This window comes from Candidatus Acididesulfobacter guangdongensis (assembly GCA_004195045.1).
Lineage (GTDB): Bacteria > SZUA-79 > SZUA-79 > Acidulodesulfobacterales > Acidulodesulfobacteraceae > Acididesulfobacter > Acididesulfobacter guangdongensis.
On the sequence record SGBC01000001.1, the window covers coordinates 416,760 to 442,303 of the forward strand.

The 25,544-nt window shown below is 34.5% G+C and carries 32 protein-coding genes; all 32 read right to left on the bottom strand.

The genetic code is table 11. From position 1 onward, the window contains the following. Positions 1-5: 5 nt before the first annotated feature. Positions 6-377, bottom strand: a complete 372-nt coding sequence (locus EVJ46_01925) for a 30S ribosomal protein S13 (GenBank protein RZD17020.1) — start codon at positions 375-377, stop codon at positions 6-8. Positions 378-390: 13 nt separating this feature from the next. Continuing rightward, the gene (locus EVJ46_01930; protein RZD17021.1) at positions 391-504 is read right to left on the bottom strand and encodes a 50S ribosomal protein L36; all 114 of its coding nucleotides are present in this window, start codon (positions 502-504) and stop codon (positions 391-393) included. Between the two features lie 41 nt (positions 505-545). After that, entirely contained in the window at positions 546-767 is a 222-nt protein-coding gene (locus tag EVJ46_01935; GenBank protein ID RZD17022.1) for a translation initiation factor IF-1, read from the bottom strand. 73 nt (positions 768-840) lie between these two features. Beyond that, on the bottom strand, positions 841-1,584 hold the full coding sequence (gene map / locus EVJ46_01940; protein ID RZD17023.1) for a type I methionyl aminopeptidase: 744 nt from the start codon (positions 1,582-1,584) through the stop codon (positions 841-843). 86 nt (positions 1,585-1,670) lie between these two features. Then, positions 1,671-2,348, bottom strand: a complete 678-nt coding sequence (locus EVJ46_01945; GenBank protein RZD17024.1) for a nucleoside monophosphate kinase — start codon at positions 2,346-2,348, stop codon at positions 1,671-1,673. After that, the gene (secY, locus tag EVJ46_01950) at positions 2,345-3,646 is read right to left on the bottom strand and encodes a preprotein translocase subunit SecY (protein ID RZD17025.1); all 1,302 of its coding nucleotides are present in this window, start codon (positions 3,644-3,646) and stop codon (positions 2,345-2,347) included. Before secY ends, EVJ46_01945 begins: the two co-directional genes overlap by 4 nt. Positions 3,647-3,661: 15 nt before the next feature. After that, positions 3,662-4,099, bottom strand: a complete 438-nt coding sequence (locus tag EVJ46_01955) for a 50S ribosomal protein L15 (GenBank protein RZD17026.1) — start codon at positions 4,097-4,099, stop codon at positions 3,662-3,664. Continuing rightward, positions 4,100-4,594: a 30S ribosomal protein S5 gene (locus EVJ46_01960; protein RZD17027.1), complete on the bottom strand. Its 495-nt coding sequence runs from the start codon at positions 4,592-4,594 to the stop codon at positions 4,100-4,102. A 15-nt stretch (positions 4,595-4,609) separates the two neighbouring features. Next, positions 4,610-4,966: a 50S ribosomal protein L18 gene (locus tag EVJ46_01965; GenBank protein ID RZD17028.1), complete on the bottom strand. Its 357-nt coding sequence runs from the start codon at positions 4,964-4,966 to the stop codon at positions 4,610-4,612. A 21-nt stretch (positions 4,967-4,987) separates the two neighbouring features. Then, positions 4,988-5,527, bottom strand: a complete 540-nt coding sequence (locus tag EVJ46_01970) for a 50S ribosomal protein L6 (protein ID RZD17029.1) — start codon at positions 5,525-5,527, stop codon at positions 4,988-4,990. A 32-nt stretch (positions 5,528-5,559) separates the two neighbouring features. After that, positions 5,560-5,958, bottom strand: a complete 399-nt coding sequence (locus tag EVJ46_01975) for a 30S ribosomal protein S8 (GenBank protein RZD17030.1) — start codon at positions 5,956-5,958, stop codon at positions 5,560-5,562. A gap of 176 nt (positions 5,959-6,134) precedes the next feature. Beyond that, positions 6,135-6,320 carry a type Z 30S ribosomal protein S14 gene (locus EVJ46_01980; protein RZD17031.1) on the bottom strand — a complete coding sequence of 62 codons (186 nt, stop codon included), beginning with the start codon at positions 6,318-6,320 and terminating at the stop codon, positions 6,135-6,137. 11 nt (positions 6,321-6,331) lie between these two features. Next, positions 6,332-6,871, bottom strand: a complete 540-nt coding sequence (locus tag EVJ46_01985) for a 50S ribosomal protein L5 (protein RZD17443.1) — start codon at positions 6,869-6,871, stop codon at positions 6,332-6,334. A gap of 19 nt (positions 6,872-6,890) precedes the next feature. Then, on the bottom strand, positions 6,891-7,199 hold the full coding sequence (locus EVJ46_01990; protein ID RZD17444.1) for a 50S ribosomal protein L24: 309 nt from the start codon (positions 7,197-7,199) through the stop codon (positions 6,891-6,893). Between the two features lie 8 nt (positions 7,200-7,207). After that, entirely contained in the window at positions 7,208-7,576 is a 369-nt protein-coding gene (locus EVJ46_01995) for a 50S ribosomal protein L14 (GenBank protein ID RZD17032.1), read from the bottom strand. A gap of 32 nt (positions 7,577-7,608) precedes the next feature. Continuing rightward, positions 7,609-7,845 carry a 30S ribosomal protein S17 gene (locus EVJ46_02000; GenBank protein RZD17033.1) on the bottom strand — a complete coding sequence of 79 codons (237 nt, stop codon included), beginning with the start codon at positions 7,843-7,845 and terminating at the stop codon, positions 7,609-7,611. After that, entirely contained in the window at positions 7,842-8,045 is a 204-nt protein-coding gene (locus EVJ46_02005) for a 50S ribosomal protein L29 (GenBank protein RZD17034.1), read from the bottom strand. The genes EVJ46_02000 and EVJ46_02005 overlap by 4 nt, the downstream gene beginning before the upstream one ends. A 2-nt stretch (positions 8,046-8,047) precedes the next feature. Beyond that, positions 8,048-8,461, bottom strand: coding sequence for a 50S ribosomal protein L16 (locus EVJ46_02010; GenBank protein RZD17035.1), 414 nt, complete (start codon positions 8,459-8,461; stop codon positions 8,048-8,050). A 93-nt stretch (positions 8,462-8,554) separates the two neighbouring features. Continuing rightward, positions 8,555-9,187 (bottom strand): 30S ribosomal protein S3, encoded by a 633-nt coding sequence (locus EVJ46_02015; protein ID RZD17036.1) that lies wholly within the window; start codon positions 9,185-9,187, stop codon positions 8,555-8,557. Between the two features lie 14 nt (positions 9,188-9,201). After that, positions 9,202-9,534, bottom strand: a complete 333-nt coding sequence (locus tag EVJ46_02020) for a 50S ribosomal protein L22 (GenBank protein RZD17037.1) — start codon at positions 9,532-9,534, stop codon at positions 9,202-9,204. A 17-nt stretch (positions 9,535-9,551) separates the two neighbouring features. Continuing rightward, positions 9,552-9,857: a 30S ribosomal protein S19 gene (locus tag EVJ46_02025; GenBank protein ID RZD17038.1), complete on the bottom strand. Its 306-nt coding sequence runs from the start codon at positions 9,855-9,857 to the stop codon at positions 9,552-9,554. A 15-nt stretch (positions 9,858-9,872) separates the two neighbouring features. Further along, positions 9,873-10,697 carry a 50S ribosomal protein L2 gene (locus EVJ46_02030; protein ID RZD17039.1) on the bottom strand — a complete coding sequence of 275 codons (825 nt, stop codon included), beginning with the start codon at positions 10,695-10,697 and terminating at the stop codon, positions 9,873-9,875. A gap of 16 nt (positions 10,698-10,713) precedes the next feature. Further along, the gene (locus EVJ46_02035) at positions 10,714-11,001 is read right to left on the bottom strand and encodes a 50S ribosomal protein L23 (GenBank protein ID RZD17040.1); all 288 of its coding nucleotides are present in this window, start codon (positions 10,999-11,001) and stop codon (positions 10,714-10,716) included. Continuing rightward, positions 10,998-11,627: a 50S ribosomal protein L4 gene (locus tag EVJ46_02040; protein RZD17041.1), complete on the bottom strand. Its 630-nt coding sequence runs from the start codon at positions 11,625-11,627 to the stop codon at positions 10,998-11,000. Before EVJ46_02040 ends, EVJ46_02035 begins: the two co-directional genes overlap by 4 nt. Positions 11,628-11,730: 103 nt before the next feature. Beyond that, positions 11,731-12,381 (bottom strand): 50S ribosomal protein L3, encoded by a 651-nt coding sequence (locus tag EVJ46_02045; protein ID RZD17042.1) that lies wholly within the window; start codon positions 12,379-12,381, stop codon positions 11,731-11,733. 20 nt (positions 12,382-12,401) lie between these two features. Then, entirely contained in the window at positions 12,402-12,713 is a 312-nt protein-coding gene (locus EVJ46_02050) for a 30S ribosomal protein S10 (protein ID RZD17043.1), read from the bottom strand. Positions 12,714-12,799: 86 nt separating this feature from the next. Then, positions 12,800-13,996 carry an elongation factor Tu gene (gene tuf, locus EVJ46_02055; protein ID RZD17044.1) on the bottom strand — a complete coding sequence of 399 codons (1,197 nt, stop codon included), beginning with the start codon at positions 13,994-13,996 and terminating at the stop codon, positions 12,800-12,802. Between the two features lie 23 nt (positions 13,997-14,019). Further along, on the bottom strand, positions 14,020-16,101 hold the full coding sequence (fusA, locus tag EVJ46_02060) for an elongation factor G (GenBank protein ID RZD17045.1): 2,082 nt from the start codon (positions 16,099-16,101) through the stop codon (positions 14,020-14,022). Positions 16,102-16,113: 12 nt separating this feature from the next. After that, a complete protein-coding gene (locus EVJ46_02065; GenBank protein RZD17046.1) occupies positions 16,114-16,584 on the bottom strand; it encodes a 30S ribosomal protein S7 in 471 nt (156 codons plus the stop codon). A gap of 24 nt (positions 16,585-16,608) precedes the next feature. Then, the gene (locus EVJ46_02070; GenBank protein ID RZD17047.1) at positions 16,609-16,980 is read right to left on the bottom strand and encodes a 30S ribosomal protein S12; all 372 of its coding nucleotides are present in this window, start codon (positions 16,978-16,980) and stop codon (positions 16,609-16,611) included. Positions 16,981-17,156: 176 nt separating this feature from the next. Beyond that, positions 17,157-21,230 (bottom strand): DNA-directed RNA polymerase subunit beta', encoded by a 4,074-nt coding sequence (gene rpoC / locus EVJ46_02075; GenBank protein RZD17445.1) that lies wholly within the window; start codon positions 21,228-21,230, stop codon positions 17,157-17,159. 91 nt (positions 21,231-21,321) lie between these two features. Next, on the bottom strand, positions 21,322-25,527 hold the full coding sequence (rpoB, locus tag EVJ46_02080; protein RZD17048.1) for a DNA-directed RNA polymerase subunit beta: 4,206 nt from the start codon (positions 25,525-25,527) through the stop codon (positions 21,322-21,324). Between the last annotated feature and the right edge of the window lie 17 nt (positions 25,528-25,544).

The following is a 25,544-nucleotide window of genomic DNA, read 5'->3' on the forward strand; positions in this document are numbered from 1 at the left end:
CGCATTTAAGCTTTTTTTAATGACCCTATGGATTTTCTCGGTCCTTTCCTCGTTCTGGAATTTGTTTTTGTTCTTTGACCTCTTACCGGCAAACCTTTTTTATGTCTGAGACCTCTATATGAAGCTATATCAATAAGTCTCTTGATATTAGTTTGAATTTCTCTTTTAAGATCTCCTTCAACCTTAAATTTTTGGTCAATAGCCTGACGTATCAAATTAACCTGGTCTTCTGTAAGGTCGTTAACTTTGATATTCAAGTCAATGCCAGCGTTAGACAATATTTTTTTTGAGGTAGATCTTCCGATACCAAAAATATATGTCAAACCGATTTCAATCCTTTTATTTTTTGGTAAATCAATACCCGATATTCTAGCCATTTATTCCTCCTATTTATCCCTGACGCTGTTTATGTTTTGGATTTTCACAAATAACTCGGACAACGCCTTTTCTTTTTACTACTTTACATTTATCGCAAATTTTTTTTACCGATGATCTAACTTTCAATTTTTATACTCCTATCTTATTTATTTTTCTTATTAATTTTATTATTTTGTTCTAAATATTATCCTGCCTCGTGTAAGGTCATATGGCGAAAGTTCAACAGTCACTTTATCGCCGGGTAAAATTCTTATATAGTGCATACGCATCTTACCTGATATATGAGCAAGTACTTTGTGCCCATTCTCCAATTCTACTCTAAACATAGCATTAGGCAACGGTTCTAAAACAACGCCTTCAACCTCAATTAAATCTTCTTTTTTTGCCATATTTTAATTTGATTTCTCATTTATATAAATTTAATTTATTACAATCAGCATTAAGTTAAATAAACTATCAACATTAAGTTAAAATTTCTGGACCATTTTGTGTTATTGCAACCGTATGTTCAAAGTGAGCTGACAAACCGCCGTCAATAGTAACAACTGTCCAATGATTTTTTTTTGTTTTTACTTTATAATTCTTTTCATTCACCATTGGTTCAATTGCAATCACTAAACCTTCTTCAAGGATTACATTATAATTCTTAATAATATAGTTAGGAACCTGCGGATCTTCGTGTAATTTAAACCCTACACCGTGTCCGACAAAATCACGAACAACAGAAAAATTTTTACTTAAAACATAATTTTCAATTGAGCCGCTTATTTTGCTCAAATCATTGCCTATCTTAGCTTGATTTATGCCTTCGTACAAAGAATTTCTAGTTGTTTCAATCAAATCTTCAGCTTCTGATGATATTGAGCCTACAGGAACCGTTATTGCAGAATCTGCATAATAACCGTTATATACAACTCCGAAATCTAAACTTACTATATCTCCTTCGTGCAGTTTCCTATCTGATGGAAACCCATGAACAACCTCTTCATTTATAGATACGCATACAGAATGCGGAAAACCGCTATAACCTTTAAATGCACATTTAGCATTATAATAATTATGAACTAAATCTTCTGCTTTGATGTCATAATTTTTTGTTGCCAAACCGGGTTTAGTTATCTCAGCTAAGCTATTTAGCACTTGATTTACTATTGCACCTGATTTTCTAATACCTTCTATGTCAGCTTTGCTTTTTAAACTAATCATCTATCTGATAAATTATCACAATTAATTAGCATCTTCATACATTTTTCTTAATAAAATATATCAAATATAAAATATCAATAATAATATCATTTAGCGCAATTAATTCCTGAAATAATATCTTTTAATACGTCGTCGGCATTTTTATTTCCATTAATCTCTACAACTTTATTTTTCTTCCGATAGTATTCTATTAATGGGTACGTTAACTGCTTGTAAACTTCCAATCTATTTTTTATAACATCTATTTTATCGTCTTCTCTTGTTATCAGTTTAACCTTGCAATCATCACACAAATTGTCAAATTTAGGCGGATTAAATTTTAAGTGATATACTCTATTGCATTTAGGACATATGCGCCTATTTGTCAACCTTTCATACACAATATCGTCATCTATATTTATATATATGACACCCTTAATAGACAAATTTAGCTCATCTAATATTTGTTCGAATAGCCTATTTTGTTCTAAATCTCTTGGAAATCCGTCAAATAAAAAACTTTTATCGGATGCGGTTTTATCTTCTACAGACGATTTAATAACATTTTTAATCATTGAAACAACAATTTGGGCTGGAGCCAAATTTCCGTTGTCAATATATTTTTTGGCTTCAAGACCCAATACCGTTCGATTCTCAACATTCTCTCTGAGTATATCCCCTGTAGATATAAGTTTGCAATTATAATAGTTTGCAACATTTTTAGCCTGCGTTCCTTTGCCGGCTCCGGGCGCGCCGATTAGAACGCAAATTAAATTATTTTTCATCTTTTTTTAGATGCTTTTTTTAATAAACTATCATAATTTCTATACAATAAATGCGATTGTATTTGAACGATAGTATCCATTGCAACGACAACTACAATTAATAATCCGGTTCCTCCAAAGTAAAAAGGAACATGAAATTTATCAATTAAGATAGTAGGCAATAAACAGATAGCAGAGACATAAACAGCACCTATAAATGTAACCCTGTTAAGAATTTTATCTATAAAATTCGCAGTAGACTTTCCAGGTTTAATACCCGGCACATTTCCGCCGTATTTTCTTAAATCATCCGCTACTTCGTCAACTTTAAATGTTATTGCAGTATAAAAATAGCAAAAGAAAAATATCAAAACTACAAATATCAAATTATATAAAAAACCATCCGGATTTAAATATTGCGATACGGATTCAAAAAATGGATCCTTTATAAAATTAGAAATAGTAGCAGGGAAAAGTAATATCGACATAGCAAATATCGGAGGAATTACCCCCGGAGTATTAACCTTAATCGGTAAATAACTTACCTGTCCGGAATACAGTTTTCTGCCCACCATTTTTTTAGGATATTGTATAGGAATTCTTCGCTGCGCAGATTCGACAAAAACAATAAATCCAATTACTAGCGCCATCATTATAATAATTAAAATAATCAGCATAGGGCTCAACTCTCCTGCGCCGACAAGTTTAAAAGTATTTACGGCAGCTGCTGGCAGCGCAGAAACAATACCTGCAAAAATAATTAGCGATATTCCGTTTCCTATACCATGTTCAGATATTTCTTCGCCTATCCACATAACAAAAACAGTACCGGCAGTTAAAGCAATTACTGAAACAATCATAAACGGTAAACCCGGGTCTGAGACAATAGGAATTCCATTTGGGCTTTTCATTGCCTGAATTCCATAACTGATGCCGATAGATTGAAGCAATGCCAAACCAACAGTGCCGTATCTTATATACTGCATCAAACGTTTTCTTCCTGCCTCTCCTTCCTTTTGCAGTCTATCCATTGCCGGAAAAACCATCGGAAGCATTTGAAAAATAATAGACGAACTGATATATGGCATTATACCAAGAGAAAAAATAGAAAATCTTGATAGAGCACCGCCGGTAAACATATTAAACATTCCAAATAAATTACTGTTTGCTTTATTAAAAAATGCAGTCAAAGCAACAGCATTAACGCCAGGAGTAGTAATATGCACACCGAGCCTGAACACAATAAACATTAATAAAGTGTAAAAAATTCTATTGCGCAGCTCAGGAATTTTACTTACATTTTCAAAACTTTGCGCCATTATATTATCTCGCCATTATATAATTTCAATTGTTCCGCCAGCTTTTTCTATTTTATCTTTAGCGCTTTTAGAAATTTTATTACAAGTTATTTTGATTTTACGATCTATTTCGCCTACGCCTAATATTTTAAATTTTTTACCTTTTATATTTTTTACTAAACCAGCATCTTTTAACATATAAATATCAATATTTTCTTCTTTTAAACCTGCAATATCTTTCAAATTAACAATGATATAATCCTCTCTTAGTGGATTATTAAAACCTCTTTTAGGTACTCTCCTAATATACGGCATTTGTCCGCCTTCAAATCCTACTCTGACTCCGCCGCCTGCACGAGCATTTTGACCTTTATTACCTTTGCCGGAAGTTTGACCATGACCGGAACCCTGACCTCTGCCGAGCCTTTTTTTCTTTTTATTTCCTAACTTGCTAAATTTATTTAAACTTATCATTTATTTTTCCTTATTTTCAAATCTTCTATTTATTAATTCTTTTTTATAATATAGTGAAGATAAACATTTTATGGTAGCTCTTGCAACATTGTGCGGATTTGACGAACCTATGCTTTTTGCATATACATTTTTAATACCGCTCAATTCAAAAATTGCTCGCATAGCTCCTCCGGCGATAATTCCAGTTCCTTCAGGAGCCGGTTTCATAAATACATAGCCTGCACCTGCTTTTGCATCCTGTTCATGAGGAATGGTATTCTTAAAAATTTTAACTTTCATTAAATTTTTCTTTGCCTGCTCTGTAGCTTTCCTTATTGCTTCCGGTACTTCTTTTGCTTTGCCAAGACCAATTCCGACATACCCGGCACCTTCGTCACCAACTGCAACTAAAGCAGAAAAACCAAATCGTCTGCCTCCTTTAACAACTTTGGCTACCCTAGATATATGTATAACCTTATCTTTAAAATTTAAATCTTGTTTATTAGATATTTCCAAAGTATCCTCCTGAAACTAAAAAATTAAACCGTTTTCTCTTGCAGCATCGGCTAATGCCTTAACTCTGCCATGATATATATATCCATTCCTATCAAAAGCTACTTCATTAATAGAATTTTTTTTACAAAGTTCAGCAATTTTAGCGCCAATTATTTTTGCAGACTCAACATTTCCCGTATGTCCGCTAATTTCGTTTTTTATCTCATTCGATAACGTCGATACCTGAACTAAGACTTTGTTATCCAAAGAGAAAACTTGCGCATAAATATTATTTAGACTTTTATAAACACAAAGCCTGGGTCTTTTACTATTTCGCATAGCTTTCCTGATTTGAACTTTTCTTCTTAATCTTTTTTCTAATTTAGTTTTCATATTTAGGCTTTTCCTTTTAAATTATTTTCCTGAAGCTTTACCGACTTTTCTTTTTATAATTTCATCGCTGTACTTTATGCCTTTGCCTTTATACGGTTCAGGTTTTCTATAGCTTCTGATCTTCGCCGCAACTTGTCCTACAAGATCTTTATCGTTTCCGGTAATTTTTAATAAAGTATTTTTTTCAACATTTATAGCTATTGTATCAGGAATGTTAAAAATAACAGGATGAGAATAGCCTAAGCTCAAGTTTAGCAAATTATTTTTCACCTCTGCTTTATATCCAACACCAATAATCTCTAAATTTAAAAAAAAACCAGTGGATACGCCTTCTATGCAATTGGCAATAATTGTACGCGTCAACCCTGTAAATTTTTCGTTATTTTTATCGTCATCTGCCAGGCTGACTGTAATTATGGAATCATTTATATTCACAGAAGATTTTTCAGGTAATTGTTTTGAAACTGAACCTTTTGGACCAGTACATGTTAAGATTTTATCTTCTAATTTGACCTTTACACCTGCCGGTATATTAACCGGTTTTTTTCCTATCCTTGACATTATATTTACATCCTATTTTTAATGATATATATTTACATAATTTTTAATATTGACAGACCGCCTACATTTTTTTCTAAACACTCATAATCTGAAATTATACCTTTAGAAGTAGTGAAAAGTTCAATACCAAGACCGTTTTTATACGGTCTAATATCTTTCACGCTCTTATAGCGCCTTAGACCTGGTGTGCTGGTCACTTTCATTTCTATAACTAACGGTTTCTTTTTATTAGTATATTTCAAAACTACTTCGAGCGATTTTTTGGCAATATTTTCAAAATCAATTATCGCAACGGATTCAATAAATCCATTTTTCAGCAAATTCTTACATATTTCCTCTTTGATTTTTGAATACGGAATCACAACAGATTTTTTACCTGCCGAAGAAGCGTTTTTAATTCTAATTATTAAATCTGAAATAGGGTCATGCATTTATATTATCTCCCAATATGCAATTTGTGAAAAATTAATCTATATAAAATAATACTATATAAAATAATACAATTAAAAAATTAATTTCGAAGTGATATTGTATTATAATTTATTAAAATAAACAACCTTTATTGCCATATTTACATAATTTCTAAAAATATGCAAAATAAGCAATATTACCAGCTGGATTTGGTAATCCCAGGAATTTCACCTTTACTTGATAATGTTCTAAAACATATTCTGCACATATCAAATTTTCTGTAATAGCCTCTTGGTCTACCGCAAATCGGGCATCTGTTATGCTGCCTTACTTTAAACTTTGGTTTCCTAAAAGCTTTTATGAATAACGATTTTTTTGCCATACACCGATCCTCTAATTTTTAAAAGGAAATTTAAATGTTTTTAATAAATTGTAAGCTTCTTCATCCGTGTTTGCGGTTGTTACGATTGTGATATTGAACCCCTTTATTTTTTCGACAAGCTCATAACTTACTTCAGGAAAAATAATTTGCTCCTTAATTCCGAAAGTGTAATTGCCTCTGCCATCGAAAGATTTCTTTGAAACGCCTTTAAAATCTCTGACTCTTGGCAGAGCAATATTAATCAGTCTATCAAGAAAATCATACATTTTTTTGCTGCGTAATGTAACGAAACATCCAATTTCTTGTTTTTCTTTAAGTTTAAATGCAGCAATAGACTTTCTAGCTTTTGAAACAACCGGATGCTGTCCCGTTATTTTAGCCAGCTCTTCGGATGACTTTTCTATAATTTTTGGATTTGAAGTAGCTTCTCCTAAACCCATATTGATAACTATTTTTTCTAACCTCGGAATTTGATGTATATTTTTATAGTTATGTTCATTCATAATTTGAGGTATTATTTCTTTATTATACAATTCCAAATATCTTGATATCACTTTTTATTTCCCCCAATTAGAGCTCAGTTCCGCATTTTTTACATATGCGTACTTTTTTATTATCATCTTTTATCTTAGTAGAGTATCTAACGGCTTTCTTACACTTTGGACAATAAATTCCAACATTAGAAATGTTTATAGAGCCTTCTTTGTCTATTATACCGCCGGGCTCTTGCGCACTTTTAGGCTTAACATGCCTCTTTATCATATTAACTTTTTCAATTATTACTCTATTGCTTTTTTTATCTATACGAAGTATTTTGCCTGTTTTATCTTTTTCTTTGCCGGCTATTACCTGCACTAAATCATTTTTTTTTAATTTAATAGTCATAGTTATAAAACCTCTGGAGCTAAAGAAATAATTCTTGTGAATTTTCTTGCTCTTAATTCTCTGGCAACCGGACCAAAAATACGGGTACCTATAGGCTCCTTTTGAGCGTTAATTAGGACAGCAGAATTATTATCAAATTTAATATATGTACCGTCAGAGCGTCTTGTCTCTTTAGCAGTTCTGACAATTACAGCTTTAGCAACATCGCCCTTTTTTACTTTGGAATTAGGAACGGCTTCCTTGATTGATACAACAATGGTATCACCGATTGAAGCATATTTTCTTTTTGAACCGCCCAACACTTTAATACACATCAGCTTTTTAGCTCCGGAATTATCAGCGGATGTTAAAATTGTTTGCATCTGAATCATTTTATGTTCCCCTAAATTTATTTTCTATTAAATCATTTTTCTAATACTTTCTTGAGATTCCACTTTTTATCTTTCGAAATAGGTCTTGATTCGCAAAACAATACTTTATCACCTATTTTTGCAATATTATTTTCATCATGCACTTTATATTTTTTAGCTGTCTTTATAAATTTTTTAAAAAGAGGATGCATTACTAAATTAGATACTGAAACAACTATAGTTTTATCCATTTTATCAGAAGCTACATTGCCGATAAATGTTTTTTTCATTTTATACCCCTATTTCTTTCGTTTAATGAAGTCTTTATCCAAGCAATCTGTTTTTTTAATAATTTTAATCTCTTAGGGTTTTCTAAAGAACCGATAGATTTTTGTATTCTCAAATTAAATATTTCTTTTTTAATATCATCTTCTTTTACCTGAAGCTCTGGCAAACCCATAGTTTTTATTTCTTGATATTTATATTTCATTATTAAAATTCACCTCTCTCAATAAAAATTGTCTTAATGGGCAATTTATGGGATGCGAGTCTTAATGCTTCCTTTGCTACTTCTTTAGAAATCCCGCCCATTTCGTACAAAACTAATCCTGGACGTGAAACTACAACCCATTCTTCTACACTGCCTTTACCTTTACCCATTCTTGTTTCAGCTGGCTTTTTCGTTATTGGTTTATCAGGAAATACCTTTATCCAAATCTTTCCGCCTCTTTTAACAAATCTGGTCATTGCAATTCTGGCAGCTTCAATTTGACGAGATGTTATATATCCGCATTCTAAGGCTTTCAATCCGTAATCGCCAAAGGCAATAGAATTACCGCGCGTCGCAACACCTTTCATTCTTCCTTTCATTTGTTTTCTAAATTTTGTTTTAGACGGCATTAACATTGTAATTCACCTATTTATTTATTAATCTTATATCGTTAATGTTTCAATAATTTTTTACTTATGCAAAAAAAAAGCTACTAACAAATATTATTATTAAAGAATGTCACCTTTATATATCCATACTTTGATGCCTATCTTTCCGTAGGTTGTATTGGCTTCAGCAACACCATAATCTATATCTGCCCGAAGAGTATGCAACGGCACTCGTCCTTCTTTATACCACTCTGTTCTCGCTATTTCCGCGCCGCCTAACCTTCCGCCGCACGAAATTTTAATGCCTTTTGCTCCACTCTTCAATGCCAAATTAACACTGCGTTTCATAGCTCTCTTAAAAGCGATTCTTTTCTCAAGCTGAGATGCAATTCCTTCGGCTACCAATACAGAATTAATTTCTGGTTTTTTAATCTCCAGTATATTAATACTTAAATCTTTATCATTGACTTTCGCAAAACCGGAAATTGAAGTTTTTAAGGTATCGACTTCCGAACCTTTTTTTCCTATCACCATGCCTGGTCTTGCAGTATATATATTTAAAATTAGCTTATCAGACTTGCGCTCAATATCAATTTTACCGACGCCTGACGAATACAACTTGCTTTTTAAGAATTTACGGATTTTAATGTCTTCATGCAGATAAATATGATAATCTTTTTTGTGATACCATTTTGAATCCCATGTCTTATTAATTCCCAATCGTAAACCTATTGGATTAACTTTTTGGCCCAAATTAACCTCCGATATTATTTTTCATCAAGTATTATTTTTATTGTGCTCATTCTTTTTTTAATAGTTGCTGCTCTTCCCATTGCTTTCGGCATAACTCTTTTCAACGAAAATGACATGTTTACAAATGCCGTAGATATAAATAAATTGTCAATATCAACTTTACCGGTATTTAATGCATTGGCAATAGCTGATTTTAATAACTTATATACAATACTTGACGATTTTTTGTTTGTAAATTTCAAAATATTAAGGGCATCATAAACTTTCTTCCCTCGTACCATATCTATAACTAATCGCGCTTTTTGCGGTGAAACTCTTATATATTTAGCCTCTGCGTGAAACTGCATATAAACCTCTCTTAATTTTATTTGGAGCCTGTTTTTCCAGCCCCTTGTTTAACTTTCGCTTTTCTATCGCCGGAATGCATAGTGAAAGTCCTTGTAGCAGAAAATTCGCCTAATTTATGACCGACCATATTTTCAGATACAAAAACAGGTATAAATTTTCTCCCGTTGTGTACTGCGAATGTGTGACCAACCATATCAGGAATAATATCTGACCTTCTAGACCACGTTTTTATAATTTTTTTATCATTATTAGAATTTGCTTTATCTATTTTTTCAATTAATGATTTATCAATAAATGGACCCTTCTTAATAGACCTTCCCACTATAATCCTCCAAAATTACGGCTTTCTTCTTTTTATTATGTATTTAGATGTAGCTTTATTGTTTCTAGTTTTGTAACCTTTCGTAGGTACTCCCCAAGGAGTTACAGGATGTCTGCCTCCCGACGTCTTACCTTCTCCGCCGCCATGAGGATGGTCTACAGGATTCATAGCTACACCTCTAACAGAAGGTCTTTTACCAAGCCATCTCGATCTGCCGGCTTTGCCAATACTTATATTTTCATGGTCAATATTACCTACCTGTCCAATAGTAGCATAACACCCTTCCGGAACAATCCTATATTCGCCGGAAGGCATTTTCAATTGACCATAACCGTTGTCTTTTCCGATTAGTTGAGCATAAGCCCCAGCGCTTCGAGCTAATTGACCGCCGGAATTGGGCTTTAATTCAATATTATGAATCATAGTGCCGACAGGAATTTTAGAAAGCGGCAAACTATTGCCAACCTGAATATCAGCTTCTTCTGATGCGATAACCTGCTGTCCTTTTTTAAGCCCATTGGGGCATAAAATATATCTTTTTTCTCCATCAATGTAATTTAATAGAGCTATTCTTGAAGTTCTATTTGGATCATATTCTATTTCAGCTACGGTAGCAGGAATATTTCTTTTATTTCTTTTAAAATCTATAATCCTATATTTTGTTTTATGTCCTCCGCCCTGATGCCTGACAGTGATACGTCCATAGTTATTGCGTCCAGCCTGCTTTTTGTGTGCAGCCGTTAAATTTTTTTCAGGAGTTTCCCTAGTTATTTCAGAAAAATCGGAAACACTTTGAAATCTTCGTCCGCTGGATGTAGGTTTATATTTTTTTATTTGCATGAACTTAATTCTCCTATTATACTTCTAATGCACTAATATGTTGGCCTTCTTTTAATTTAACATACGTCTTTTTAGTATTGGACAATTTGCCCGTATATTTACCGATTCTTTTAAATTTCCCTCTATTTATCAATGTTTTAATGCTGTCAACTTTAACATTAAAAAACTTTTCAATAGCTATTTTTATTTCATTTTTATTAACGTTTTTATTAACATTAAAAACATATACATTCTGAGTTTCTCTTAGACCCAAACTCTTTTCGGAAAGTATTACCTTTTCAATTATTTTATGCAATTCTTTCATTGTAATAATTTCACCTCTAATTTGTTAAGCGCTGATTTGCTGATAATAATATTCTCATATTTTAATAAATCAACTATATTAAAGTTATCAACCGTAGATATTTTATATTTATATAGATTTCTAGCCGATTTTATAATATTATCGTCATTTTCCGGCAATATTAGCATACCTTTATTAATATTTAAGGTCTTAAAAATATTAACCATAGACTTAGTCTTAATATCTGACATTTCAAAGTCTTCTATAAATGTTATTTTCTTACCTTTATATAATTCTGCAAAGAGCGACTTTAATGCACCTTTTCGTGCCTTTTTAGGCATATCCATATTATAGTTTCTTTCAGAAGTAGGACCAAATATAACTCCGCCGCCTTTCCATAACGGAGAACGGCTTGAACCAGCTCTTGCTCTTCCGGTGCCTTTTTGCTTCCATGGTTTTTTTCCGCCGCCGGATACTATCTTTCTATTTTTTGTAGAAGCAAGCCCCAATCTTTTATTGGCCTGCGTCAACAAAACATATTGCTTAATCAGAACCTCATTTAGAGGGAAAGAAAAAATTGCTTCATTTAATACAATATCATCTACTTTTTCATTATTAATATTAATTAGCTCAGCTGTCTGGGACATTTCACACCCTTTATTTTATATATATAAAAATATAAATTATAAAAACAATTTTATTTTTTATTCATTTAGCAAATATTATATATAATAATTTTTTTATATTAATTTATTTAACTATCTTTCTTCCTGATTCATTAGCTACATATATGTAAACAATATTACCGTTAGCGCCCGGAACAGCTCCCTTAACATACAACAAATTATTATCCTTATCAATTTTAATGACTTTCAGATTTAACACGCTTATTTTATCATTACCCATGTGTCCCGGCATATGCAGTCCTTTAAAAACCTTAGACGGATATGAAGATTGACCTATCGAACCAGGCGCGCGGTGGAAATTTGAACCGTGTGTATCCTTGCCGCCCTTAAATCCCCATCTTTTAACAACACCCTGAAAGCCCTTCCCTTTTGAAGTGCCGGAAACACTTACGTTTTTAATTCCGTCGAAGACTGAGACGTTATAAACCTCTCCGATGTTAACGGAACTAATATCATCTAATATTCTAAATTCTTTTAATATTTTTACAGGGTTTATGTTGTTTTTTTTAAAATGACCTAACTCCGGTTTATTAACTTTATAAGATTTAATTTCTCCATAACCAATCTGAACTGCATCATAACCATCTTTTTCAACAGTTTTTTTTGTGACTACTGTACATGGACCAGCCATCAGAATGGAAACCGGTACTATACCTCCATCTTCATTGAAAACTTGAGTCATTCCAACTTTCTTACCTATTAGTGCTTTTAACATATTTAGCGCTCCAAGTTCAATTATATCTGTTTTATATCGACATCAACGCCTGAAGATAAATCTAATTTCATTAAGGCATCAATTGTAGCCTGAGTTGGCTCAACTAAGTCAATTATTCGCTTATGTGTTCTCATTTCAAACTCTTCTCTAGATTTTTTATCTACATGAGGAGACCTTAATACGCAATATTTATTTATTTTAGTAGGCAAAGGGATGGGACCGCTAACCTTAGATCCAGTCCTTCTTGCAGTATCAACTATTTCCTCAACCGAATGGTCCAATAATTTATGGTCAAACGCCTTTAATCTTATACGAATTTTTTGAATTTCCATTTTTTATATAGCACCTAAAATAATAGGAAGCCACAACTCCTTTAATATAAATAATAAAGATTAATTATTAAAATGCATCAGTATTTTTATTCTACAACCTCTGTTACAACACCGGCGCCAACCGTATGTCCGCCTTCTCTTATGGCAAATCTCAGCTCCTTTTCGGCCGCTATAGGCGTTATAAGTTCAACCGCCATAGAAACGTTATCTCCGGGCATTACCATTTCAACACCTTCAGGCAATGTGCAGACTCCTGTAACATCTGTAGTCCTAAAGTAAAACTGCGGACGATAACCGTTAAAAAACGGAGTATGACGACCGCCTTCTTCTTTAGTTAATATATAGGCTTCAACTTTAAATTTTTTATGCGGGGTAATAGAACCGGGTTTAGCCAGAACCATACCTCTTTCTATATCTTCACGTTTCTTGCCTCTTAAAAGGACTCCGACATTATCGCCGGCTCTGCCTTCATCGAGTAATTTTCTGAACATTTCAATTCCGGTAACTACTGTTTTAGTCGTTGCCTGAATACCTACAAGCTCGACTTCGTCTCCTACCTTAACTATTCCTCTTTCTACTCTGCCCGTTGCTACCGTTCCTCTGCCTGATATTGAAAATACATCTTCAACCGGCATCAGGAAAGGTTTATCTATGTCTCTTTTAGGAAGCGGTATATACTCGTCTACCGCATCCATGAGCTCTATTATCTTAGCAGTCCATTCGTTATCAGTATCCGCTTCTAATGCTTTAAGAGCAGAGCCTTTTATTACAGGAACGGTATCTCCCGGAAAATTATAAGACGTCAAAAGCTCTCTTACTTCTAATTCGACGAGTTCTAACAGCTCAGGATCATCAACCATATCTACTTTATTTAAAAATACGACAATATAGGGAACTCCTACCTGACGCGCTAAAAGAATATGCTCTCTTGTTTGAGGCATAGGTCCGTCTGCAGCCGAAACTACAAGAATTGCGCCGTCCATCTGAGCTGCGCCGGTAATCATATTTTTAACATAATCGGCATGACCCGGACAGTCGACATGAGCATAATGGCGCTTATCAGTCGAATACTCTACATGAGAAGTGGCTATCGTGATTCCTCTTTCTCTTTCTTCCGGAGCATTGTCAATCTGATCGTATGATTTAAAATTTGCAAAGTCCTTGCCTTTTCTTGAAAGAACCTTGGTAATAGCTGCGGTTAAAGTTGTTTTGCCGTGATCTACGTGACCTATTGTGCCTATATTGACATGCGGCTTTGATCTGTCAAATTTTTCTTTGGACATCTAATCCTCCTGGAAAATAATGTTTATTTACCTTGCGACTTTGCAACAATTTCTTCTGAAATATTCTTAGGAACCTGTTCATATTTTAAAAATTCCATAGAATAGTTGGCCCGACCTTGAGTTTTCGATCTTAAATCTGTTGAATATCCAAACATCTCAGCCAGCGGAACTTCTGCATTAATTACCTGAATCCCTGCTCTGGCTTCTAAATTTAAAATCTTGCCTCTTCTGGAATTTAAATCGCCTATGACATCCCCCATAAAATCTTCTGGTACTAATACTTCAACCTTCATAATCGGTTCAAGCAGTGCGGGAGACGCTTTTCTACAACCTTCTTTAAAAGCCATAGATCCTGCTATTTTAAAAGCCATTTCAGAAGAATCTACTTCATGAAATGAACCATCGTAAACTGCAACTTTTATATCTACAACCGGGTAGCCTGCCATTACTCCGTTTGTCATAGCTTCCACTATTCCTTTACTTATAGCAGGTATATATTCTGTTGGTATAACTCCGCCTTTAATTTTATTTTCAAATTCGAAACCCGAGCCCTTTCCGAGCGGCTCAATCTCAAGCCATACATGTCCGTATTGTCCACGACCGCCGGACTGTCTAATAAATTTACCTTCGGATTGAACTTTTTTATTTATTGTTTCTTTGTACGCAACCTGCGGTTTTCCGACATTCGCATCTACTTTAAATTCTCGCAGAAGGCGATCAACAATAATTTCTAAATGCAGTTCGCCCATACCCGATATAATAGTCTGACCGGTTTCTTCATCTGTTTTAACCCTGAATGAAGGATCTTCTACAGTTAATTTTTGAAGCGATAAACCTAACTTTTCCTGATCAGCTTTTGTCTTAGGTTCAATAGCAATTGATATAACAGGGTCCGGAAAATCCATAGCTTCTAAAACAATGGGGTTTGAATCATCGCATAGCGTATCCCCTGTTGTAGTGCTCCTTAGTCCGACAGCAGCTGCTATGTCGCCTGCAAATACTTCTTTGATTTCTTCTTTTTTATTTGCATGCATTCTAAGAAGCCTGCCTATCCTTTCTTTTGTGTCTTTTACAGAATTATATACATATGAACCTGACTGTAAAACACCGGAGTACACACGTATGTACGTTAATTGACCTGTATATGGATCTGAAGCGATTTTAAAAGCTAATGCAGAAAATGACTCATCATTAGATGCTTTTCTAAGTTCTTCTTTGTCTGTCCTGGGATTAATTCCTTTAATTGACGGTACATCTAATGGAGATGGCAAATATTCCACTACCGCATCCAATAGCGGCTGCACGCCTTTATTTTTAAAAGCTGATCCGCAAAATACAGGAACAACTTTAAATTCTAAGGTTCCCTGTCTGATAGCTTTTTTAGCCGATGCGACATCAACTTCTTCGCCGGCTAAATATTTTTCCATAAGCTCATCATTAAAATCGCATGATTTTTCTAAAAATTCAGCATGATACTTTTGAGCTTCCGCTTTATAATCTTCCGGAATATCTATTGTTTCATATTTTGCGCCCATAGTTTCGTCGTTATACACTAATGCTTTCATTGCTGCAATATCTATAACACCTTTAAATGAATCTTCTAATCCAAAAGGTATTTGCATAACAACAGGCACTGCATTAAGTCTTGTTTTTATCATATCTACGCATCTGAAAAAATTTGCTCCCGTCCTATCCATTTTATTGACAAAACAAATTCTGGGCACGGAATATTTGTCTGCCTGTCTCCAAACAGTTTCTGATTGCGGTTCAACGCCGGCTACACCGTCAAAAACAGCAACTGCTCCGTCCAAAACCCTTAGAGATCTTTCGACTTCTATAGTGAAGTCAACGTGACCAGGCGTATCTATTATATTAATCCTATGATCTTTCCAGTAGCATGTCGTAGCTGCAGAAGTTATCGTAATTCCTCTCTCCTGCTCTTGCTCCATCCAATCCATAGTTGCGGTTCCTTCATGAACCTCACCAATTTTATAGTTGACACCGGTATAGTATAATATTCTTTCAGTTGTTGTAGTTTTACCGGCATCAATATGAGCCATTATTCCGATATTTCGTATTTTATCAAGCGATATTCTGTCAGCCATTATTTTCCCCGTCTACCATCTAAAGTGAGCAAATGCTTTATTTGCTTCTGCCATTTTAAAAGTATCTTCCTTCTTTTTAATTGAACCACCTTTATTGTTTGAAGCATCTAAAATTTCTAAAGCTAAATTTTCTTCCATTGATTTTTCATTTCTCATTCTTGCATACGTAACAATCCATCTTATGGCAAGATAGAGCTTTCTATCGCTTCTGACTTCTATCGGCACCTGATAATTGGAACCGCCTACCCTGCGGGCTTTCACTTCCAAAACCGGTTTTACATTATCTATTGCCTGTTTAAATATCTTAAACCCATCCTCTTTAGTTTTTTCTTGAATAATTTCTAAAGAACTATAAAATAAACCCTCGGCAATACTTTTCTTGCCGTCGTACATTATCTTATTTATAAACTTTTGGACTACTTTATCGTTAAATTTTGGGTCACCGTCAATCACCCTTTTGACCGATCTTTTTCTTCTTGACAATTTGAGCTCCCTTGACTTTAAAAATTATTTAGGTCTTTTTGCACCATATTTTGATCTTGATTGTTTTCTTCCGTTAACACCGACACAATCTAACGCACCTCTTATTATATGATATCTGACACCAGGTAAATCTTTAACTCTTCCGCCTCTTATTAAAACTACCGAATGTTCCTGCAAATTATGACCTTCTCCCGGAATATAGGAAGTTACCTCCATTCCGTTTGTAAGTTTCACTCTTGCTACTTTTCTAAGGGCAGAATTAGGTTTCTTTGGAGTCGTCGTGTACACTCTAACGCACACACCCCTTTTTTGAGGACAGCTTCTCAATGCCGGCGAAGAAGTCTTCTTCGTTATTTTTTTTCTGCCGTTTCTTATTAATTGATTTATTGTAGGCACTATTAATTATCTCCCTTAACTTTTAACAATAATAATCATCATTATTATTAACAATATTTTATTAATTATTAATTGCCACATTGTTGAATTGATAATTTTATAATTCAATTTCAATTTTGTCAACACTTTTTTTAATATTACTCAAAATATCTTTATTTTTATACAATAATTTTATTCTACGAGACTTTAATATCTATGTCTACGTACCTTTTAGATCCGGTGCCTGCAGGAATTAGCCTTCCCATTATGACATTTTCCTTTAAACCGCGTAAAAAGTCAACCTTGCCCTGTAAGGCAGCCTCAGTTAAGACTTTAGTAGTCTCCTGAAATGATGCTGCAGATATAAAGCTTTCTGTGCTTAACGATGCTTTGGTTATACCCATCAGCTCAGGTTCTGCAGATGCAGGAGTACCGCCCTCCTGCATTATTTTTTTATTTTCTGTTTCAAAAACGCTCTTATCAACTATTTCGTCCTCAAGAAATCTGGAACTGCCGGAATCTTTAATTCTGACATTTTTAAGCATCTGCCTTACTATAACCTCAATATGCTTATCATTAATCTTTACGCCCTGAAGTCTATACACTTCTTGAATTTCATCAACAAGAAACTTTGCAAGTTCTTTTTCTCCAAGAACTTTAAGAATATCATGCGGATTGGGAGAACCATCCATTAATGCTTCGCCGGCTTTCACATAATCGCCATCATGAACACTGGCAATCTTGCCTTTAGGAATTAGATATTCCCTTGGCTCACCGTGCGGCGGTTCTATAATTACTTTTCTTTTACCTTTAAAATCTTTTCCAAAAGTAACTTTTCCGTCTATTTCGGTAATTACCGCTAATTCTTTAGGTTTTCTTGCTTCAAACAATTCTGCGACTTTTGGTAAACCGCCTGTTATATCCTTGGTCTTTGTCGTCTCTCTTGGTATTTTTGCAATTACATCTCCCGCAAATACTTCATCGCCTTCCTGAACTGAAAGATGCGCTCCGATAGGCAGTAAATAACTTTTTTCTTCCAGTTGAGATTTAACTAATATTTTTGGTTTTAAACTCTGGTCTCTTGAGTCCATAATTACTTTTCTGGATAATCCAGACGTTTCATCGACCTGTTCCTGCATTGTTTCAGATTCTCTAATATCTTCAAACCTTATTTTTCCGGAAATATCAGTTACTATCGGGTTTATATACGAATCCCAATCTGCTATAAGCGTGTTTTCTTTAATCATAGAATCCGGTTCTACTTTGATCTTTGAACCATAAGCTAATTTAAATTTCTCAAGTTCTCTTCCTGATTCATCTTCGATTATTATTTCACCGTTTCTATTTATAACTACATACTCATTGTATCTATTTTTTATAGCATTCATGTTATTAAATTTGACGATACCTGCATATTTGTTTTCAATGCTAGCCTGCTCTGTTCTTCTTGATGCAGTACCGCCGACATGGAACGTCCTCATAGTCAATTGAGTTCCGGGCTCGCCTATCGATTGCGCCGACATAACGCCTATAGCCTCACCTATATTCACCAAATGTCCGGTAGAAAGATCTCTGCCGTAGCATTTAACGCAAACACCGTTTTCTGAAGCACACGTCAGTACAGACCTTATTTTTACATTTTCAATATGCGCATTTTCAATCTTTGCCAGATGATTTTCGGTTATTTCTTCATTAGCTTTAACAATGAGCTCACCCGTAAACGGATCTACTATATCTTCCAAACCGACCCTTCCTAAAATTCTTTCTTCTATCGGTTCAATGGTCTCTCCGCTTTCAACTAATGTTGAAACTACTATGCCGTCTATAGTATGACAATCATGTTCTGATATTATAGCATCCTGCGCAACATCTACAAGCCTTCGCGTTAGATACCCAGAGTTAGCAGTTTTCAAGGCTGTATCTGCAAGACCTTTTCTTGCTCCGTGAGTCGATATAAAATATTGAAGAACGGTTAATCCTTCTCTAAAATTAGCGGTAATGGGAGTTTCAATTATTTCACCGGAAGGTTTTGCCATGAGTCCCCTCATACCCGCAAGCTGCCTGATTTGAGCTTCAGAACCTCTTGAACCGGAATCTGCCATCATATAAATAGAATTAAAACTTTTTCCTTCCGTCGCTTTTCCTGTTGATTCATCTTTAAAAGATTCGGAACCAAGTTTGTCCATCATAACTTTGGCTATTTCTTCAGTTGTAATTGCCCATGTATCAACCACTTTGTTATATCTTTCTCCATCGGTTATCAGTCCTTCTTTGTAATTATTTTCAATTTCTTCAACTTTAGACGTAACGTCTTTTATCATTTGATATTTTTCTTTAGGTATTTTCATATCATTGATGCAAATAGATATACCCGATTTAGTTGAATATTGATAGCCCATTGATTTTAATTTATCTGCAAGAATTACTGTTTCTTTAGGGCCGCATATTCTAAATACGTAGTCTATAAGATTTGCAATTTCTTTCTTTGTCATTGTTTTATTAATCAATGAAAAATCTATTTTTTCCGGTATTATTTCAAATAGTATAGCTCTGCCAGGCGTAGTATTTTCTATTTTTCCATTTATTCTTACTTTTACTTTCGAATGTAAATCAACATTTTTATTTTCATAAGCAAGCTTTACTTCATCGGCATTTGCAAATATTTTCCCTTCCCCTTTAGCAAACGGCATCTCGCGAGTCATATAGTACAGCCCTAAAACCATGTCCTGCGAAGGCACTATTATCGGTTTTCCGTTAGCCGGAGAAAGTATATTGTTTGTTGACATCATCAATACCCTTGCTTCTACTTGCGCCTCCACTGATAACGGAACATGAACTGCCATCTGGTCTCCGTCAAAATCGGCATTAAACGCGGCACAGACCAACGGATGCAGATGTATAGCTTTACCTTCGACTAATATAGGCTCAAATGCTTGAATGCCTAATCTATGCAAGGTTGGCGCTCTATTTAATAAAATAGGATGCTCTTTTATAACCTCTTCTAATATATCAAAAACTTCCGGCGCTTCTCTGTCTACCATTTTTTTAGTAGTTTTTAATGTATCTGTAATGCCTCTTCGCTGCAGCTGGTGAAAAATGAAAGGTTTAAAAAGTTCAATAGCCATTTTTTTAGGTAAGCCGCACTGATGAAGCTTTAATTCCGGACCTACCACAATTACCGACCTTCCTGAGTAGTCGACTCTTTTGCCCAATAAATTTAATCTGAACCTTCCTGTTTTTCCTTTCAGCATTTCGCTCAGGGATTTTAAAGGTCTTTTGTTGGAACCCATTATTACCCTGCCGCGTCTGCCATTATCAAACAGCGCATCGACAGCTTCCTGTAACATTCTTTTTTCATTTTTTATAATAATATCAGGTGCCGATAGCTCAATTAATTTCTTTAAACGATTATTTCTATTTATTACTCTTCTGTAAAGATCGTTTAAATCTGAACTTGCAAATCTGCCGCCTTCTAAAGGCACTAACGGACGCAAATCAGGCGGTATTACGGGAATTACGTCGAGAATCATCCATTCAGGTTTATTCCCAGATGTTCTAAAAGCTTCAATAATTTTAAGCTGTTTTGCAAGTTTTTTCTTTTTTACTCCATTTGGTAAAATTCTGATTTCTTCTTTCAGACTTTTAGACATAGACTCTAGTTCTATCATCTTTAGAAGCTCTTTGATAGCAGCAGCTCCAATTTCTGCAGTAAAACTGTAGCCTTCTTTTTTAAGCTTTAAATATTTTTCCTCAGTTATTACATCTTTTGTTTTGACGCCTGCTTTTGCAGCATCGCCTGCATCTAAAATAACATATGATTCAAAATAAAGAATCTTTTCAATCTCTTTTAAAGTCATATCAAGCAAACTGCCGATTCTTGACGGAAGACTTTTAAAAAACCAAATATGTGCAACAGGAGAAGCCAGTTCAATATGTCCCAACCGTTCTCTTCTAACTTTAGACTGAATAACTTCAACACCGCATTTTTCGCATACTATGCCACGATGCTTCATTCTTTTATATTTCCCGCAATTACATTCGTAATCTTTTATAGGACCAAATATTTTAGCGCAGAAAAGTCCGTCTCTTTCAGGTTTAAGTGTCCTATAATTTATTGTTTCCGGCTTTTTAACCTCTCCATGAGACCAACTTCTTATTATTTCAGGTGAAGCTAAGCTTAATTTGATTCTATTAAAACTTAATGGATCCTTAACATCATTCTCTTCATTAAAAAATCTTTCATCTTTGTTGAAAAACTTTTTAAAGTTCATTTCTTTCGAAAAATGAGTCTCTACTTCTTCTTTATCTAAATCATCTTTAATATCTTCTATACTTGCAGTATCTGCGTCATTTATTTCATTTTCAAACAGCATTATCGGCCTCCTTTAATAATTCCACGTTAAGGCATAAACTCTGGAGTTCTTTTATAAGAACGTTAAATGATTCGGGCAAACCAACCTTAAATGATGTATCGCCTCTAACAATAGCCTCATACATTTTGGTTCTGCCGATCGCATCGTCTGATTTAACCGTCAAAAACTCCTGAAGAGTATTTGCAGCGCCATAAGCCTCCATTGCCCACACTTCCATTTCCCCAAGTCTTTGACCGCCAAATTGAGCTTTGCCGCCAAGAGGCTGCTGTGTTACCAATGAATATGGTCCGGTTGACCTAGCATGTATCTTATCGTCAACTAAATGATGTAATTTAAGCATATACATAATTCCAACGGTAACCTTTCTATCAAATTTTTCTCCGGTTCTTCCGTCGTATAAATCAACTTGACCGCTTTCATCAACGCCGGCAAGTTTTAAATATTTATTGATATCCGATTCTTTTGCTCCATCAAAAATAGGAGTAGCCATGTAAACACCCTTTTTATACTTTTTAGCAACTTTTATAACTTCCTCATCATTCAAATTTTTTATTATTTGAGCAACCGGTGAGTCGCCAAAAATAGCAAGCAGTTTTTCCCTTACAGCAGGAGCTCCAAAATTATTTTCTATTAATTCGTTAATCTGAATACCAAGATTATGCGCAGCCCATCCAAGATGCGTTTCAAGAATCTGCCCCACATTCATTCTTGAAGGAACACCTAATGGATTCAGAACCATATCGACTATTCTGCCGTCTTTCATAAACGGCATGTCCTGAATTGGCAATATTCTAGAAACGACACCCTTATTGCCATGTCTTCCGGCCATTTTATCGCCTACGGACAGCCTCCTTTTCATCGCAACATATACTTTAATAGTTTTTAAAACTCCGGGAGGTAATTCGTCCCCTTTCTGTGTTCTGTTAATTTTTTCTTCATACGCATTTTTTATAAATTCAACACCGTCCTGAGCTTCATCGTCTATTTTTTTTAATTTGTCGTATATATTTTTATATCCTTCTTCAAATTCTAAATTAAAAATATCATTTCTATTTAACCTTACGGCTATTTCTTCCGTAATTTTATCTCCTTTATTTAAAATAATCTGCTTATGCCCCTGCGATATTGCAATTTTTGCATTAACGCTTTTATCTAAAACAACAGACCTCATTTTTTTCAGAGAATTTTCTAATAATGCTTTTTCTTCGTCATTTTCTTCTTTTAAAAGTTTAGTAATTTCAGAATTCTCAATTTCTTTCGTTCTTAAATCCTTATCTATACCCTTTCTCGAAAATATTCTAACATCGACAACTACGCCCTCTACACCAGGCGGCACACGCAAAGACGTATCCTTAACTTCTCTTGCCTTTTCGCCGAATATAGCGCGTAACAGTTTCTCCTCCGGCGTCAAAACAGTTTCGCCTTTAGGCGTAACCTTGCCTACTAAAATATCCTGCGCCTTAACCTCTGCTCCTATTCTTATAATGCCGTCTTCATCCAAATTTTTTAAGGAATCTTCTCCAATATTGGGTATATCAGAGGTTATTTCTTCTTTTCCAGATTTAGTTTCTCTGCATATAGCTTCAAATTCTTCAATATGAACTGAAGTAAAACTATCTTCCTGCAATATTCTTTCGCTAATCAATATAGAATCTTCAAAGTTATATCCGTTCCATGGCATAAAAGCAACCAGAACGTTATGTCCAAGGGCTAATTCTCCAAATTCCGTAGACGTGCCGTCTGCAATTATATCGCCCTTTTTTATTTTCTGACCTATTTTTACCAACGGTCTTTGATTTAAACAAGTATTTTGATTAGATCTTTCAAATTTAGTCAAATTGTAAATATCTATCGGCGCTATTTCTTCGGCAATGTTACCCGCTGCCGACATATCACGCCTTATATTTATTTTTGTTCCGTCAACATAACTAACGATGCCGCTTTGGCGCGCTACAACGCAAACCCCTGAATCTTTAGCCACTATTTTCTCAACCCCGGTTCCAATCAGAGGTGCGTCCGGTTTCAATAACGGCACTCCCTGTCTTTGCATATTAGAACCCATTAATGCTCTATTTGCATCATCATTTTCAAGAAACGGTATTAATGAAGTTGCCACCGAGACCAATTGCATTGGCGCAACATCAATATAATCAACTTCGTTTGGATATGCCATAATTATTTCGCCGCTTCTTCTAACGGGAATTAATTCATTTACAAGATAACCGCCGCTATCCACTAATGCGTTAGCCTGAGCAATTATATATTTTTCTTCTTCAATTGCCGTCAGAAAGTCAACATCATCGGTAATCATTGAACCTTCATCGGTTATCTTAACCCTTCTGTACGGTGTTTCAATAAACCCGTATTCATTAACCCTCGCATAAGATGCCAATGAGGCGATTAGCCCAATATTCGGTCCTTCCGGAGTTTCAATCGGACATATTCTTCCGTAATGCGTCGGATGGACATCTCTTACTTCAAATCCGGCTCTTTCTCTAGTTAGTCCTCCAGGACCTAAAGCTGATAATCTTCTTTTGTGAGTGATCTCCGATAAAGGATTAGTCTGATCCATAAACTGCGACAATTGGCTTCTGCCAAAAAATTCTTTTATTAGAGACGTTACGGGCTTTGGATTAACTAAATCGTTCGGCATATATGAATCAGGACGCTGTATGCTCATTCTTTCTTTTATTGCCCGTTCCATTCTTACTAATCCGATTCTGTATTGGTTCTCAAGCAATTCTCCAACCGCTTTAACCCGCCTATTGCCAAGATGGTCAATATCATCGACAACACCCCTGCCGTCCTTTAAATCTACTAAATATTTAACAACATTCAATACATCATCCGGTGATAAAATCCTGTCGTTTAAACTTTTGTTCATATTCAGCTTATTATTTATTTTTAGCCTGCCTACTTCCGAAAGATCGTACCTCTCAGAATTAAAAAACATATTTTCAAAAAATGATTGTGCTGACGATAAGCTCGCAGGATCGCCGGGACGCATCCTTTTGTATATATCAATAAAAGCTTCCTCTTTTGTTTCTAATTTATCAGCTAATATTGTATTTAATATAGATGATGAAACATTAATGTCATCGATAAAATATACAGAAAATTCGCTTATTCCGTATTTCTTAAATAATTCTAAAGTATCGCGCGTAATCGGCTGTAATGCTTTTGCAATTATATCTCCTTCAAATAAAACATCTTTAATAAGATATTTGCCTACAATTCCTTCTTCCTCGCATGGAAGAAATTCAACACCCGCCTCCTCCAACTTATTAATAATAAGTTTTGTAACCCTTTTATTTTTTCTGGCTATAATTTCACCAGTTTTAGGATTTCTTACATCTGCTATAATTTTAATTGAACCTAAAAAATTCTTAGGTATCTTTCTTAAAAATTTACCGTCTTCGAATTTGTATATTTCTTCCTGATAAAAATTATTTAATATGTCATCTTTACTGTAGCCAAGCGCTTTTAATAAAATAGAAACAGGAAATTTTCTTTTTCTGTCGATTCTGACAAAAACCATATCTTTTTGGTCAAATTCAAAATCAAGCCATGAGCCTCTATAAGGAATTATCCTTGCAGTGTAATATGATTTTCCTTGAGCATCATTTCTTATTTTGTCTTTATCATATATTACACCGGGAGATCTTTGCAGCTGGCTTACTATAACCCTTTCTATTCCGTTGATTACAAATGAACTGTTCTCCGTCATCAGCGGAATTTCGCCGAAATAAACTTCCTGCTCTTTTATATCTCTTGGAATATTTTCATCAGATCCGCTTTCTGCTTCTTCATAAGTTATTAAATGAACTAATATCCGCAATGGAGCGCTATAGGTAAGACCTTTTTGCTTGCACTCTTCAATGGAATATTTAGGCTCGCCGATTGTATACCCTATAAACTCTAACGAAAAATTATTGTTAAACCCCTTAATCGGAAAAACTGAGTTAAACACACCCTGAAGCCCGATATTAAGCCTTTTATCCTGAGAAACATCTTTCTGCAGAAATCTTTCGTATGATTTTCTTTGTATATCTAAAAGATTCGGAATATCAATAACTTTTTTAATTTTAGAAAATTCTTTTCTTATTATAATTGAATCTAAATTTTCTAAATTATACGATCTGTTTCCAAAACCGCCTGCACGATCGTTTGATATTTCTGATTTTATTTTAGCCATTTAAATTTTTACTCCCG